This window comes from Thalassospira sp. CH_XMU1458 (genome assembly GCF_037027205.1).
GTDB lineage: Bacteria > Pseudomonadota > Alphaproteobacteria > Rhodospirillales > Thalassospiraceae > Thalassospira > Thalassospira tepidiphila.
Genome location: NZ_JAYMDW010000002.1, coordinates 52,039 through 67,312 on the forward strand (window position 1 = coordinate 52,039; position 15,274 = coordinate 67,312).

Annotated in this window: 14 protein-coding genes and 1 pseudogene; 8 read left to right on the plus strand and 7 right to left on the minus strand. The window is 55.4% G+C overall.

Annotated elements, in window-relative coordinates; genetic code table 11:
- Positions 1-12 precede the first annotated feature (12 nt).
- Positions 13-411, plus strand: coding sequence for a (R)-mandelonitrile lyase (locus WBY09_RS07585; RefSeq protein WP_197145311.1), 399 nt, complete (start codon positions 13-15; stop codon positions 409-411).
- Between the two features lie 112 nt (positions 412-523).
- The gene (locus tag WBY09_RS07590) at positions 524-988 is read left to right on the plus strand and encodes a GNAT family N-acetyltransferase (protein WP_197145310.1); all 465 of its coding nucleotides are present in this window, start codon (positions 524-526) and stop codon (positions 986-988) included.
- Between the two features lie 11 nt (positions 989-999).
- Here WBY09_RS07590 and WBY09_RS07595 read toward each other — a convergent pair whose 3' ends face one another.
- Positions 1,000-2,232 (minus strand): NnrS family protein, encoded by a 1,233-nt coding sequence (locus tag WBY09_RS07595; protein ID WP_197145309.1) that lies wholly within the window; start codon positions 2,230-2,232, stop codon positions 1,000-1,002.
- A 245-nt stretch (positions 2,233-2,477) separates the two neighbouring features.
- Here WBY09_RS07595 and WBY09_RS07600 point away from each other — a divergent pair, with 245 nt between their 5' ends.
- Both WBY09_RS07600 and WBY09_RS07605 read left to right on the plus strand, forming a co-directional pair.
- A complete protein-coding gene (locus tag WBY09_RS07600; RefSeq protein ID WP_197145308.1) occupies positions 2,478-3,947 on the plus strand; it encodes a leucyl aminopeptidase in 1,470 nt (489 codons plus the stop codon).
- Positions 3,948-4,032: 85 nt separating this feature from the next.
- The gene (locus WBY09_RS07605) at positions 4,033-4,488 is read left to right on the plus strand and encodes a DNA polymerase III subunit chi (protein WP_063087092.1); all 456 of its coding nucleotides are present in this window, start codon (positions 4,033-4,035) and stop codon (positions 4,486-4,488) included.
- 33 nt (positions 4,489-4,521) lie between these two features.
- On the opposite strand, the gene WBY09_RS07610 is transcribed toward WBY09_RS07605, so the two are convergent.
- Positions 4,522-5,187 carry a GNAT family N-acetyltransferase gene (locus WBY09_RS07610; protein ID WP_197145307.1) on the minus strand — a complete coding sequence of 222 codons (666 nt, stop codon included), beginning with the start codon at positions 5,185-5,187 and terminating at the stop codon, positions 4,522-4,524.
- Positions 5,188-5,227: 40 nt separating this feature from the next.
- Positions 5,228-6,190 (minus strand): homocysteine S-methyltransferase family protein, encoded by a 963-nt coding sequence (locus WBY09_RS07615; protein ID WP_063087078.1) that lies wholly within the window; start codon positions 6,188-6,190, stop codon positions 5,228-5,230.
- A gap of 235 nt (positions 6,191-6,425) precedes the next feature.
- Between WBY09_RS07615 and WBY09_RS07620 the strand changes: the two genes are divergently transcribed.
- Positions 6,426-7,073, plus strand: a complete 648-nt coding sequence (locus tag WBY09_RS07620; RefSeq protein ID WP_063087079.1) for a TetR/AcrR family transcriptional regulator — start codon at positions 6,426-6,428, stop codon at positions 7,071-7,073.
- A 65-nt stretch (positions 7,074-7,138) separates the two neighbouring features.
- Here WBY09_RS07620 and WBY09_RS07625 read toward each other — a convergent pair whose 3' ends face one another.
- The 3 genes from WBY09_RS07625 to WBY09_RS07635 are packed head-to-tail and all read right to left on the minus strand — an operon-like array spanning position 7,139 to position 11,141.
- The gene (locus tag WBY09_RS07625) at positions 7,139-7,756 is read right to left on the minus strand and encodes a hypothetical protein (protein WP_063087080.1); all 618 of its coding nucleotides are present in this window, start codon (positions 7,754-7,756) and stop codon (positions 7,139-7,141) included.
- Between the two features lie 30 nt (positions 7,757-7,786).
- Positions 7,787-10,117 (minus strand): protein-arginine deiminase family protein, encoded by a 2,331-nt coding sequence (locus WBY09_RS07630; protein WP_286793026.1) that lies wholly within the window; start codon positions 10,115-10,117, stop codon positions 7,787-7,789.
- 7 nt (positions 10,118-10,124) lie between these two features.
- Positions 10,125-11,141 (minus strand): hypothetical protein, encoded by a 1,017-nt coding sequence (locus WBY09_RS07635; protein ID WP_143588700.1) that lies wholly within the window; start codon positions 11,139-11,141, stop codon positions 10,125-10,127.
- 174 nt (positions 11,142-11,315) lie between these two features.
- Here WBY09_RS07635 and WBY09_RS07640 point away from each other — a divergent pair.
- From WBY09_RS07640 to WBY09_RS07650, 3 genes and pseudogenes are all read left to right on the plus strand, one after another.
- A pseudogene (locus WBY09_RS07640) lies at positions 11,316-12,044 on the plus strand (methionine ABC transporter ATP-binding protein); the annotation flags it as partial.
- A gap of 102 nt (positions 12,045-12,146) precedes the next feature.
- Positions 12,147-12,806, plus strand: coding sequence for a methionine ABC transporter permease (locus WBY09_RS07645; RefSeq protein WP_008891244.1), 660 nt, complete (start codon positions 12,147-12,149; stop codon positions 12,804-12,806).
- 88 nt (positions 12,807-12,894) lie between these two features.
- Positions 12,895-13,695: a MetQ/NlpA family ABC transporter substrate-binding protein gene (locus tag WBY09_RS07650; protein WP_286792005.1), complete on the plus strand. Its 801-nt coding sequence runs from the start codon at positions 12,895-12,897 to the stop codon at positions 13,693-13,695.
- 122 nt (positions 13,696-13,817) lie between these two features.
- Here the strand turns inward: WBY09_RS07650 and WBY09_RS07655 are convergent, their stop codons facing one another.
- Positions 13,818-15,119, minus strand: a complete 1,302-nt coding sequence (locus WBY09_RS07655; protein WP_336232396.1) for a calcium-binding protein — start codon at positions 15,117-15,119, stop codon at positions 13,818-13,820.
- Between the last annotated feature and the right edge of the window lie 155 nt (positions 15,120-15,274).

The window sequence follows — 15,274 nt, forward strand, 5'->3', positions numbered from 1 at the left end:
AGGGAGAACGTCATGGAAATCAAACGCGCCGGATCGCAGGCCTCAACGGTCGGATCCCCGGAATATTTCACCGGACAGGTTCGCATCGAACCGATCATCAGTGCGACTGATCCTGCCCGTGTGGCCGCCGCCAATGTGACGTTCGAGCCGGGCGCACGCACCACATGGCATACCCATCCGCTGGGCCAGACCATTATCGTCACCGCCGGATTTGGCCGTGCGCAGCGCGCAGGCGGCCCGATTGAGGAAATCCGTCCCGGCGATATCGTCTGGTTTGAACCGGGTGAAAAACACTGGCACGGGGCCGGTCCCGAAACCGCGATGACCCATATCGCTATTCAGGAAAAGCTCAATGGCTCCCCGGTCGATTGGTTGGAGCCCGTGACGGATGCGGATTATCTCGGCCAATAAGTATGCGGGGTGATCGTTTTGGCTGGCATTTTTTACTGGCACTACGGCGTCACATCGCTAAATTGCCGCACAGTTTGACGTGGTTGGAAAGAAAGCACACGCAGTGGCCGGGATGAAAATTCGCAAAGCCCGTTTGGGCGATGTAGGGGCAATTTTTGCCATCCGAAGCCGCGTGCGTGAAAACCACCTTTCCGCCTCCGAACTGGCCGAACGCGGCATCACCAAGGCCGCCTTTGGCAAATGGTTGGAACAGGGATACGGCATCTGGCTTGCCGATCTCGATGGCTCTGCCGCGGGCTTCGCCATTGCCATCCCCAAGGAAGCAACACTGTGGGCGCTGTTTGTCGATCCGGAATTTGAAGGCCGCGGGGTGGGGGCGGCATTGCTGCGCACCGCCGAAGACTGGCTGTTTGCCAAGGGATGTAATGACATCTCGCTTACCACCGGGGCCAATCCGGAAAACCGCGCGCACGGCTTTTATGAAAGCCACGGCTGGCACTCCACCGGCGATATCGAAAACGACGAAGTCGAATACATCAAATCCAACCCGTCGCTTTCACTGTTTGATTTTGGCTAGGTCGCCTTGCTTTACCGCACCGGAATGCCGCGCGTTTTCTTTTGGCTCGGTCCCAGCAACACTGGCGCATAACCCATCAAAAACGCCAGCCACCCGCCAATCCACATCAGGGTCGCAATTGCCAGAATAGTGACATAGCCCGATCCGGCAAAACCAACCATGACACGCAATACGGTCGAAACCCAGATAAGCCCAAACGCACTGTTCAAGGCCCAACCTGCGCGCACTTCACGCCCGGTATGACCAAGGGCGGCCCGCCCGGCAATGGCAATGATCATGCAACTCATCGCCCCGCCGGTAAGCGCATGCAGGGCATCGCGGCTGCTCATAACATCAGGCCAAAGGATCGCAACACCAAGCAGGACAAGCCCGGCAGGCACCCAGAAATAGCCAAGATGCAGCATGATCACGATCGGTTCGCGCCAGCTATGCACGCCGCGCCATCGCATCAAACGGATGGCATGTGCAATCCCGGAAAACAGCAACACAGAACCGGCAATCATCCCCGCCGGATCAAGGATCACGGCAACGATGCCAAGCGCAATGCTGGCCAGACACACCATGTCAAATCGGCCAAACATGCTGGGCATCGGGGCATTGATCTGTTCGCGCTGCATCCAGTTGCGTGTAAAGGCGGGGATGACCCGTCCGCCGATCAAGCCGATCAGCAAGATGATCGCGAGAATCGCCGTTTGATACAGCATGGCCGGATCAAGGGCGATGACATCAAGGCAGGCGGCGACAAACAATCCGTCAAACAGCGCGATCATGGAAATGACGGCCAGAACCCGCATATTGCGGTAATTCCGCGCAGCTACCAGTTCGCGTACACCAAGGGCAAGCAGGAAGATGAAATAAACCAGCGCCCCGACAATCGTCAAAGCCGGGTCCAAATGTTCGCCAAACCCAATCGCCAGCCGCCCGATCAGCCAGCTTGTGGTTAACGCCATTAACATGGCACCGGAAATCGGTGGGCGACTTGTCCAGTTGGCAATCGCGGTCAGCAAGAACCCCCCGATGGCCGCCCCGCCAAATCCGAAAATCATTTCATGGGCATGCCACCATGATCCTGTTCCCAGACTGGGTGTTGCAATGCCATGCACAAAGCCCGCCACCCACCAGACAACAGCCACGATGGCCAGCACCCCGGCCAGCAGGAAAAGCGGGCGAAAAGCCCCGGTCCAGAACGGATGTGTGGCCCTCTGTGGTTCGGTAATCGAAATCGGCGCGGTTCGACCAGCCATGACATACCTCCGGAATGTTGGAATGCGTCATAGTAGCGATCAAACCTGATCGCGCCTTGATGTTGCGCAATTCGTCGGTAGGGCGTTTTGTCGGGTTGGTGTTGCCTTTGCGTGAAATCCCGCACCTTTTTGAACGATAAGCCTTTTCAACCGCGTTTAACGCGCTAGATTAGGAACAGTATTTTGAAGCGCGGTTGCTTGATAAGGGCCGCGCGCCCCGAAACATGACAGGAGTCCTGTTCACCATGAAGATCACGTTTTCCGATCTCGCCATTCCGAAAACCGGTGCCGTTATCGCCTTCGCGACCGAAGGTGCCGATCTGATGCCCAGTGCCGTCGCACTTGATGAGGCAACCGGGGGTGCGATCACCAAGGCGATCAAGGCGTCGACCTTCAAGGGTAAGTCGGGCCAAAGCCTGCAGGTCCTTGCACCGGCCAATGTCGATCTGTCGCGCGTGATCATTTTCGGGATCGGCAAGGAAGCCGAATTTGACGTGATTGCAGCCCAGAAACTTGGTGGTTCCGTCACCGCACGCGCGCTTTCCACCGGCGAGAAAGAGCTTTCCGTTCTGTTTGATATGGAAAACCTCGCCTGTGATTTCGCAACCGGTGCGATGCTGCGCGATTATCGTTTCGATAAATACCGCACGACCGAGACCAAGGAAGACAAGCCGGTCCTGAAGGCGTTCGATATCGCCACCCGCGATCACAAGGACGCCAAGAAACAGTTTGAAAGTGCCAAAAAGGTCGTCGAAGGCGTGTTCTTCACCCGCGATCTGGTGTCTGAACCGGCCAATATTCTTTATCCGGAAAGCTTCGCCAAGGAAGTCTCAGCCCTTGAAAAACTCGGGGTCGAGATTGACGTCCTTGACGAAAAGGAAATGAAGAAGCTTGGCATGGGCGCGCTTTTGGGTGTTGCAATGGGTTCGGCCCGCAAACCGGCCATGGTCGTGATGCGCTGGAACGGTGGCAAGAAAAAGGACGCACCGATTGCCTTCGTGGGCAAGGGTGTGACCTTTGATACCGGCGGTATTTCGATCAAACCGGCTGCCGGCATGGAAGACATGAAGTGGGATATGGGCGGTGCCGGTGTGGTTTCCGGCCTGATGAAGGCACTCGCCGGTCGTAAGGCGAAATGCAACGTGGTTGCGGTGCTTGGCCTTGTTGAAAACATGCCGTCCTCGACCGCACAGCGACCGGGCGATGTTGTGACCTCGATGTCCGGTCAGACGATCGAAGTCATCAATACCGACGCCGAAGGCCGTCTGGTTCTGTGTGATGCGCTGACCTATGTGCAGGAAAAATACGATCCGCGTCTGATTGTTGACCTTGCGACCCTGACGGGCGCTGTCATCATCGCCCTTGGTCATGAAAATGCTGGTCTGTTTTCCAACAATGATGATCTGGCGACCCAGATCACCACGGCGGGTCTTTCGGTGGATGAAGGCGTCTGGCGTCTGCCGCTGTCGCCGGCCTATGACAAGCAGCTTAAATCCGACATTGCTGACATGAAAAACGTCGGCGGTCGCCCGGCCGGTTCGATCACCGCCGCTCAGTTCCTCAAACGCTTTATCACCAAGGATCGCCCGTGGGCGCATCTTGATATCGCCGCCATGGCCTGGTCGACGTCTGACAAGGAAGTCGTGCCAAAAGGTGGCACCGGCTTTGGTGTGCGTCTGCTTGATCGCTTTGTCGCCGATAACTACGAGTCCTGATTTCAGGAACGCATAACTGAATAAAAGACGGGGCAGGGTGATGATCATCTTGCCCCGTTTTTGCTTTCGCGATACTCAATTGGCTATGGCTGATATCTGGTTTTACCATCTCACCAGCATGCCGCTGGAACGGGCCTTGCCCACGCTGCTCTCCAAAACGCTGGAGCGCGAAAAGCGTGCTGTGGTGATGACCGGTGTCGAAGAACGGGTCGAGGCGATCAATACCCTGCTTTGGACCTATGACGCCGCAAGCTGGTTGCCCCATGGCTCCAAATCCGACGGCGATGCCGAAATGCAGCCGGTCTGGCTGACGGCCGAGGATGAAAATCCCAACAATGCCCAGTTCCTGTTCCTGACCGACCGCGCCATGAGCGACAAGGTGGGGGACTATGAACGCGTCATCATGCTGTTTGATGATCGCGATCACGATGCGGTTTCTGAAGCCCGCACGCGCTGGAAAGACTGGAAAGACGCCGGACACAAACTGTCCTACTGGCAGCAAACCCCGCAAGGGTCGTGGGAAAAAAAGGCCGAAAGCTGAGTGCTTCCGGCCTTTGTTGTTTCAAGGTTCTGTTCAGATTTCCTTGATCAATAACACCCAGTTCTGACCACGATTTTCCCAACCTTCCTTGACCATCGGGCGTTGGGCACAGGCCACAAAGCCTTGGCGTTGGTAAAGGCGAATGGCGTCGGGATTGCCATCCGATGCAATCAGGCTGACAGTCTTTTTACCAGCATGCCGGGCATTGGCCTCGGCCCGTGCAAGCAATGCCGATCCAATCCCCTGATCGCGGTGGGCTGGAAAAACGGCAAGAACATTGATGTACCAACTTCCCGGTGCCAGACTTTCAAGTTCAAGGATCGGTACGAATATCGCCGGGATATCCGCCGGGTCAAACGGCTCTGGTTGATCAGGTTGGGCATAATCGACAAGTGCCGCAACGGTTTCACCATGACGGACGGCAAGGGTGGTGTTGCGATATGAAAATCCGCCTTCATCACGTTGTGCGCGTCTGCGCCCGACATCAAAGGCCGTCTCGCTGCCTTCTGCCATGCCTTGCCACAAATAGACCGGCAAACCTTCACCGGCGATATTGATCAGCTGGGCCATCGCATCGGCATCCGATTTGGTCGCCCTGACAAAGCTTGTGACCGGTTGCGGGTGGCGTGGATGGCGCGGGTGGCTTGGATGGGCGGCACCCTTACGTGCCGCCCGTTCCAGTACGGGTTCTGCAATCATTGCTCGTATCCTGTTTTTTTTGGGTTTTCGTGTTTGGTTCTTAGGCGCCTGCTGCCAAAAGGCGCGGCAGGGCATGTTTGGTCATGGCCGCAACATGGCGATGGTCTGTGCCGCAACAGCCGCCAATCACCGCCAGATTGGGCAGCAGATCAACCAGATCGTGATAAAGCTGCCCCAGTTCATCCGGATCGCCATCATCAAGATGCGTGCTGGCATCAAGTTCGGCGTGGCTTTGGCGCGATGCATTGGCCCGTACACCACAAATGCGCGTTTTCCAGTCGCCGCTTTCTTCCAGTCGGTCGCGGAAATGATCCGGGTGGGCGCAATTGATCATGTAATAGGCCGGGTAAGCCCCGGTCTCGGCATCAACCATGGCAATCGCATCACGGATGGTCTCGCCGCTGGGCAGGTTGCCATCGGTTTCAACCGTGAACGAAATGACACAAGGAATATCAACATCGCGGCAGGCAAGGGCGATGCCGATGGCTTCCTCGGGATAGTTGATGGTCACGACCGACACCATATCGACCCCCGCCTTGGCAAAGGTAACGATCTGCGGGGCGTGATAGGCGCGCGCCTGATTGATCGTCATCCGGTCTGATGGCACATATCCGTCACCGCGCGGTCCGATATTGCCGCTGATCAGGCAGGGTGTAGCATCCGAATGATAACGATCGCGAAGCTCCGCCATCAGGGCAATGGCCTTGCGGTTGATATCGGCCAGATCATCCACGTCATAACCGATCCGGGCCCCCCAGTCGCGATTGGCGCGCCATGTCGGGCTTTCAAGGATAAATCCGGCTTCGGCCTGTTTGGCCAGATCAAGGTAACGTTCGTAATAGGCGGTGATACGCGCACAGCCCGCATCCGTTTTCAAAAGGTCAAACGATGCAAAATGCGGAAGATCAATCCCGTCATGAAAGATCAGGGTGGTTTCAAGACCACCATCGGTGATGAATTTTACCTTTCCGTGGTGCGGAAGGGGCAGATTGCCTGTGCTCATGGGTCCAAATTTCAGTTTTGGGTTTCAAAATTTCTACCGCGGGGGTATGTAATCGCGGATCGGAAATCTCGCCCTGATTGAGTTTTGCATCTAGTAGGCACACGGTCAGGTTTTTCAGATTTTCAAAAATATATTCAAAACAGATACTTATGGGTTGTCCGGTGTTTTTCGGCGCGGCCGTGGCGGCCTTTGACGACGAAAAACTGTACCGGCGGTAGGGTAAGCGAGGGTTGAGATGGAAAAACTGACAATCACCGACACATTCGGTGGCCCCAAACGCAAGGGCGAACGCACGCGCGAACGCATTCTGGAAATCGCATCGCAGGCTGTTCTGGAAAAGGGGTTCGGTGCGACCTCGATCGAGGAAATCATTTGCGAAGCCGGTCTGACCAAAAGCGGGTTTTTCTATCATTTCTCCGACAAGAACGAACTCGCCCGCGCGCTTTTGCAACGCTATATCGAACAGGATGACGAAATCCTCGATCAGGTGTTTGATCGCGCCCGCGAACTGGTCGACGATCCGCTGCATCAATTGCTGGCAGCGCTTAAAATGCTGGCCGAGGTGCTTGAAGATCTGCCCAACGGTCATCCGGGCTGCATCGTTGCGGTTTATTGCTATCAGGAACGGCTGTTTGACAAGGAAGTCCGCGATCTCAACCGCCATGCCGTTCTGGCCTGGCGCACCCGGTTCCGCGCGATCCTTGATGATATCGCCGACCAATATCAGACGACAGAACCGGTCGACCTCGAACAAGTCGCCGACATGATTTCAACCGTGCTCGAAGGCGGCATCGTCATGTCAAAGGCACTCAACGAACCCCGCAAACTCGCCGATCAGGTCATGCTGCTGCGCAGTTTTTTAAAGCTGCTTTTCACCCAGTGATAGAGTGTTCAATAGTAAGGCGTGGGGAAAAAGCAGAAAGCTGATTACGCTGATTTCGTGTGGTATCAAGGCGGCGAGGTCTTGCCGAGGAACTGCCGGAACAGAATTTCAACTAACGCCTTCGTCACGTCGGCTTGCGACAATTTGCCCGCAGCTAATTCATTGATCGCCGGAAAACTGTCTGCGGACAGTTTATAAAGATCCTTCTGAATGGCTGAGGCCCGCACCGGCCAATCAGGGTCAATTTTTGCTAGCGCCAATAGCATTGCGCGGGCCATCTCGTCGGTATTGCCGCCTTTTATGGCGTCCTGAACTTGCGCAAGTTGTTTGGCTTCCGATACGGCAACGTCAAGTGTCGCCAGAAGGTCTGCCAATTCCTTTGCCTGTGTCTGAATGTCGGCAACCGGATAGTTCTGTTCGATGTCACGCAACGGCGCAACAGCATCTGATGTGGCGAAACTTCCCAGATAGGACATGGCACCGCCCAGTTGCCAGCTTTCCCATTTCTTCCACGCGCCGGCCTTTAAATCAGCAATCAGCGGGGCGGCGATGGTGCCGCCATATTTGCGAAATAGCTGATCAATGGCCTTTGCAGCGGGGCGTCTGGTGACGCGGGCTGCTTCGCGCTTGGCAAGGCTTGCGATATCTTTCAGGGCTTGTTGATAGTCGCTTTCTGCGCTCATCGGGGCGCTCCCATTTCATGTGCAATGATATCAGGCATCAACCGCAGTCCACCATTGGCCATACCGCGCATTGCCAAATGCCGTTTGGCCATCATATGGGCTGCGGACCTCGTTGGTGCCGCAGTGAATTTCGCCAAGCATCGTATGATAATCGACCCAATCGTCGATAAAGACGCAAGTTGGACCATTAACGATGGCTGCAAGCTTTTGCTGTAAATCGCGTTCAAACAGATCGTACCCGTGATTGACGTTGTCTGTCAGATCGACAATCCAAGGGCCATATGGCTTGGGAATCATCAAGCGCGTGTTGCCAACAAACATGTTGGGCATGTCGCCGGTCAATGCGCCGCATTGGAAACCGCCATCAACCCCCGGATAGATGTTGAACCCGTCATCATCATCCAGTGCTGTGGGATCTAGCATGTCCAGAAGCGCATAGGGTTCGTCGATGTAATCTTCTGGATAGAAAATGACCGGGACCTTGATGATATCATCATCGGCCAGATCGAACGCCATTTTTAATCGGTCAATATTCTGCGCAATAACGGCCTCTACGCCATGGATATTCCAGTTGCGCAGTTGTTCATAGGTGTAGGATGCACCGGTTTCCGGATGATCCAATGGCGCATTACCGTTGCCAAGAAAGGTATTGATGGTTGCGCCAACTGGCGTGCCGTCAATCTCAAGATCCGTATAATCAAACTGATTGTTCCCGCCGTTCCAAGCCGGGCGTTTAAGCATGTTTGCCGCCCCATGTGCACCCTGGGCGGCTGTCAGCAGACGGTATGCCTCGGCTGGGCTTGCGACGAGTAGCTTCCATTTCTTGAATGGATCGGCCGGGTTCGGATCTGGCACAAAGGTCATCATTTCATCAACATGGCCGACATAAAGCCAATCAGTATCAAGAACGATGGGCGCTTGCATGTTTTGTGCAGCCATGAAGTCGCGGCTGCTTCGGTCTACCTGATGCTCCTGGTTATGCCCGTAATAGATCCGTCCAAACCGATAACTGGTCGTCCCGGCAAGGGTGGTCTTTTTGACCGGCGGTGTCACGGCAATATTGCCACCCGAATTTCCCGACACAATATCGTCAGTGCTTCCGGCCGCCGGGTAGAACACGCCGACATCGGCACTCAGGAGACTTTCGAAAACCCAGTTCTGCAATGCACCCCAACGGTGGGTTTTCATGAAAGCGTTCTTCGACAGCGCGGCATTATTGTTTCCCGGCCAGCTGCTGTAACCCGCAACCACAGTGTCGCGCATCCATCGGTCATCGCCAGCCGGCTCGGGTGCGGTCTGACCCGCCGGGGCGTAATCGTCCCAGACATTGCCGTTAAGATACGGGATATCGATTTCCTGTGCATTTTCCGGATCGCCGGGTGTAACCGTGATCGCCGGATTATCAGCACCGGCGGCATTACCAAGCGCGGCTCTGAACAGTTGATTGTCTGATCCGTCATCATTGGTTGCAATGGCAACGTAAAGATCACTGACGGTTTGCAAATGATGATTGCCGATCCACCGAGCAACCATAAGTCTATCTGCATACCAATAGGTGGTGGTGTCCGGTCCAGTGACTTCGGGCTGAATAACGCTGAGGACAAGGCCACATTCACCGTTGGCAAAGTTGCGCCCGGCAAAGCGCACGGCTTCGATTGCATAGATTTTGCTCGCTCCGACATCAGCCGTGGTCGGGCGGGCGAAGCTGTCGGTTTCAGGGCCGATCATCTCGTCGCTGTCTTGCAGCATACCATCAAAGATCCGGATATGCTTCTCAGGTTCGTCATCGGCCAAAGTTTCGCGTATGACCTTAAGCTTAAGCTCCCACGCTGCGGGCACGCCGACTACAGGACCGGCAATGGTGCGGCGTATCTCAATCCGGCCCGTCCCGCTCGCAAGATCATTGTTGCCATTGACCTTATCGTCCTGATTGTCGGCATAACCGGCGGTGATTGTATTGTCATCACGGTTACAATTGACCGGGATAATGGCACCTTGACCATGCACGCCAAAAGTGATTGCGGGTGGCGTGAATTGATTAATGATGCCCGCCCCGTCAACGGCACCGTCGCGATTGCGATCCGTGTGAAGAGTGTAGTAAATGACGGTGAGATCCTTGGCATTTAGTCCGTCGCCATTGACCACAATATTCTGTTCGTCAATCGGCACAAACCCGGCACCATTGACCCGTAAACGCCAGGTTCCGTTGTCGATGGTGAACTCATGGGATTCGGCCACGCCGGGCGTCAGGGTCATGTTGTGCGTTTGCTGTGGCTGATTGTCGCAGGTCAATGATACCCGCACCTCATCAAACGGATAAGCGCCAGCAGGGGCGGTTAGCTGTAGAGTATATTGTGCCATAACGTCCTCAGCTGTTGATCGGTTCGGGGGATGTGTCAGCGCCCAAAACACTGGCAAGTGAAAGCCTTGCTTGCAGGGCGTTGTTCAGGATTGCGACACGGTCATCAATGGTGCCCAGGGCCTTATCTTTCAGGATTGCGCTTGCCCAAGCTTGGCTGGTGACGTTTGCGCCACCCGTGAATTGCACCGTGGCATAATCAACGATCCCATCCGGTGTTTTAACGCCAAGCTTGATTGCGGATTCCCCGGCGGTGTCGCAGGCCACTTTCAGACTATCTGCATCAAAGTCGGAAATAGCTTCTGGATGGTTTACCTGCATATATCCGGGCAAGGATGCAATGACCTCTTGTAAGGACATGACGGGCTTCGGCTTAGGACCTGGTTTCGGAGCAGGTTGCGGCCGAGGCTCGGGCTTTGGCTGGGGTGTAAGGTCAGGGGCAGGTTTGGGCTGTTGTGGTTTTTCAAGTTGTCCGACAGCCTGAGATTCTTGGGTGAGCAGTTGGGAAACCTCTTCGGCAAAGCGCTTTTCCGCACCCAGCCGGTTCTTAGCATAGGCATCAAACTTCTGTTTGCTGATGATGCTCATCGATTTCAGACGCTCGGAATCTTGGGCGGCAAAGGCGGTCAGCAGGGATGAAATCTGGGGTGCGTTGAAGTCCAGCCGGGATGAAAGCCCCGCTGGGTCCGTGCAGGTGCCATTTGCGATGGCGGTATCTCCCTCGGCCGCCAGTGCTTCGAGCTTGGCTGTCTCGGCAGACAGTGTCCCCAATTGCTCCTTGGTACGCACATCCACCTTATTGCCCATGACTGTGACAAAAGTCGGGTATTGCGACAGTGTTCGGGCAAGGTCGTTGATCCGGTTGGCAAAGGCCATCTGTTCAATCCCGCATTGATATTGACCCCTGATAGACGAACAGGGTGGGGCTTTGTGATGTCGGGCCATTAGGTGCTCAATAAACAAAATTTTTGTGTTGTATTTTTGGGAATCATACATGCCATGCGTGAAATGCATGATTTTAGCCATTGAACAATGACATCGGGTCAGATAGACAAGGGGTGTTGAACGCGCCGATTTGCTCCTCAGCTTGCGGGCGCGCTAAAAATGCGGCTAAAGCGAGAGGGCGTATATGCTCTGTATGTACGACCGCCTCGGTAAAGCCGTGGCGGTTTTTTTGTATCTACGGAAAGGTTGGGATCCATGATCCGGCTCTCGAACGTCCAGAAAACATATGCAGCCCGGCGTGGCAGCGACGAACATGTTGCGCTGCGCGGCATCAATCTTGATATCGCTGCTGGCGAAATCGTCGGCGTTATTGGCCGCTCGGGTGCGGGCAAATCAACCCTGATCCGCTGCATCAACCTGCTTGAAACCCCGACCTCGGGCTCGGTCACGGTTGATGGCACCGATGTCACGACACTTTCCAAACGCGATTTGCCGTTGTTCCGCCGTCAGCTCGGCATGGTGTTTCAGCATTTCAACCTTCTGTCGTCACGCACCGTGTTTGATAACATCGCGCTGCCGCTTGAGCTTGCCGGTGTCACCAAGGCCGAGATCGCCAAGGCGGTTGATCCGCTGTTGCCGCTTGTCGGGCTTGAAGAAAAGCGTGATCGCTACCCGGCCGAACTGTCGGGCGGTCAGAAACAGCGTGTCGGCATTGCGCGTGCGCTGTCATCCAACCCCAAGGTTTTGCTGTGTGACGAGGTGACATCCGCCCTTGATCCGGAAACCACTCGTCAGATCCTCACACTCCTTAAGGACATCAACAAACGCCTTGGTTTGACCATGGTGGTGATCACCCACGAAATGGCGGTGGTCAAGGCGCTGTGTGACCGTGTGGCGGTCATGGATGCTGGTGTGATTGTCGAAGAGGGCGCGGTTGAAGGCATCTTTGCCGATCCGAAACACGCGACCACCCAATCGCTTCTGGCCGATGAATTCATGGATTTCCGCGCCGGATCAGATGCGAACAGCACCACCAAAACCAATACAAATACCAGCGGCGTTGCCGCCGGGCAGGAGGGCTAAGTCATGTTTTCTACCCTTGCACCCATTCTGCTTCAGGCGACCGGTGAAACCCTTTATATGGTGGCCGTCTCGCTTACGATTGCGACGGCCTTTGGCTTGCCGCTTGGTGTGCTGCTCGCCACCTCTGGCCGGGGGGAGCTGTTTGAAGCCCTTTGGTTCCAGCGCGTTTTTGGCCCGCTGGTCAATGCAACCCGCTCGGTCCCGTTCATCATTTTGGCGGTGGCGATCATTCCGTTTACCCGCTTTGTCGTCGGCACCTCGATTGGCACGTCTGCTGCCATCGTGCCATTGACTGTGGCGGCCATTCCGTTCATTGCGCGGATCATCGAAGGTGCGATGCGCGAAGTCGATGGCGGCCTGATCGAAGCCGCCCAGGCCATGGGCGCGCGCCCGGTGCAGGTCGTGACCAAGGTTCTGTTGCCCGAAGCATTGCCGGGCATCATTCACGGTCTGACCCTGACCGCGGTGACCCTGATTGGCTATTCCGCGATGGTCGGCGCCGTTGGTGCCGGTGGGCTTGGCGATCTTGGCATTCGTTATGGCTATCAGCGTTTCCGCCCGGATGTCATGGCGGCGGTTGTCATCACGCTGATTGTCGTCGTGCAGGTCGTGCAAAGCTTTGGCGACTATCTGGCGCGCAAGGCCGACAAACGCAACATCTGAGCATCTCATCGAACAAAATCAGAATGTGAGGATTACTCACATTCGCCAAATTCCCGCACAAACCCAAATGAAATCAAGGAGTTTTACAATGCGGTTTTTCCTTAAACTGACGGCGGCTGTCGTTCTGGCATCCGCACTCACCGGTCAGGCACTGGCCAATGACGCGATCAAAATCGGCGTTACCCCGGGTGCGCACGAAGAAGTCATGGAAGAAGTCGTCAAGGTCGCGGCCACCAAGGGCTTGGACATCGAACTGGTCAGCTTCTCGGATTATGTCATTCCGAACCAGGCGCTTGATGATGGCGATCTCGATGCCAACAGCTTCCAGCATGTGCCGTATCTTGATAACCAGATCAAGGATCGCGGGTATGAGCTTTCGGTGGTGGGCTACAACATCCTGACCCCGATGGGCATTTATTCCAACAAGATCAAAAGCCTGGATGAACTGGCAGACGGTGCCGAGGTCGGCATTCCGAACGATCCGACCAATGGCGGTCGTGCGTTGCTGGTCCTACAGTCCCATGGCCTGATCAAGGTTGATCCGGCGGCGGGCCTTGTGGTCAGTCCGCTTGATATCATCGAAAACCCGAAGAATATCAGCTTTGTAGAGCTTGACGCCGCACAGCTTCCGCGTTCGCTGGATGATCTGGATGCGTCGGCGATTAACACCAACTATGCGCTGGAAGCCGGTCTGAACCCGATCAAGGATTCGATTGCGATCGAAGGCAATGACAGCCCGTATGCCAATGTTATTGTTACCCAAACCGCGCGCAAGGACGAGCCGTGGGTCAAGACGCTGGTTGAAGCTTACCACGATGATGCGGTGCGCAAATTCATCGAAACCAAGTATGAAGGATCGGTCCTGCCGGTATTCAAGCTTCCTGAATAATCATCGCGATTATTCAAAATAATTGAAAAGTCCCGCAGGAAACACGTCCTGCGGGGCTTTTTTTATGTCCCGGTCAGACCGCACCCAAAATCCAATTGTATGAGGATTTGAGTTCGCCCGATTTAGACATCGGCAAACAGGACATGATCAGCGGCCAGATCATCCTTGTCGGTGTCTTCGATGATCACGCCAAATGTCCACGGATCGCCATTGCTGAAATCGACATAAAGATCATCGCCGGTCTGGGTGGTGTGATCAAGGAAGCTGTCGAAATCCGTGATGCCGGAGCGTTCCTGAAGGTCGCTTGTCAGAAGCAGGGTATCGGGGTGATTGCCGGTTTCGTCGCTGTCACCGGTTTCAAACCCGACAACCCGGTCACGGCTTGAGGCCTCGGCATCGAAAACAAAGGTGTCATTGCCGCTATTGCCTTCGAGCCAGTCATTGCCGGCCCCGCCCGACAAAAGGTTGTCGCTGAAAACCGGATCACCAAGGGGCCCGGCGCGCAGCGTATCATGCCCATCGCCGCCATAAAGCGAGACATCATACCATTCGCCGGTGAGCGTATCATTTCCGGCTTCGCCATGGATGTTTTCGCCGACAATGACGTCATCACCATCGCGGCCATAGATCGTATCAATTCCACGATTGCCGATAAGACGGTTGTCGCCTTCATCACCAATGATCAGGTCACTTTGATTGCTGCCATCGACATTTTCGATGCTGATGAAATGATCGCCGGTGCGGCCCGTGCCGGTTGCAAGATTGATGACCGGTTGCGGGCCATATTCGCCATATGGCGCATCATTGCCCCAGCCGGCGATATAGCTGATGGTGTCAATCCCGTCACCACCATCAAAGATATTAGTGCGGTCCTCGGAAAAGTCGGTGCTGGCCGCGGCATAGAAGGTGTCATCGCCGCCTTGCCCCTGCATCACGTCGCCGTCATCGGTGCGATTGTAGTTTTGGTAGAAGGCGTTTTTGCCGTCATCGCCGATCAGCACATCGCCCTGGTTTGAACCACGGATATCTTCGATATTGCTGTAGCGGTCGCCCTCTGCGTCGCCGCCCAACCCGATGCCGGTCGTGAGATTGACGTAAACGCCCTGGCCTGACGGATCTTGCGTGAAGCCGAAGGTGATTTCATCGCGACCGGGGCCGCCATCAATCACATCAGCACCCGATCCGCCATTGAGTTCGTCATTGCCCGACCCGCCAAACAGCGTATCGTTTCCGGCACTACCATTGATGTCGTCATGTCCGGCACCGCCATCAAGCGTGTCATCACCAAACCCCAGCTCAAACAGGTGATCGTTGCCGCCCAGCGCGCGGACATAATCGTCGCCCTCGCGTCCATATATCCTGTCGTCCTGTTCTGTTCCGATAATCGTGTCGTTGCCGTCGGTTCCATAGATGTTGTCAACCATGACCATCTCCTGCGTGGAATGCCTTTACCCCGGCAATTCAAGGTTGCGGCGGAATTTTGGCGACTTGATGACTGGTTGCCGACGGGCTTGTTCCGTGAGGAAGTGCTGCGCAAAGGGCAGAAACAACACAGGCCCGCAATCATGTATTGCGGGCC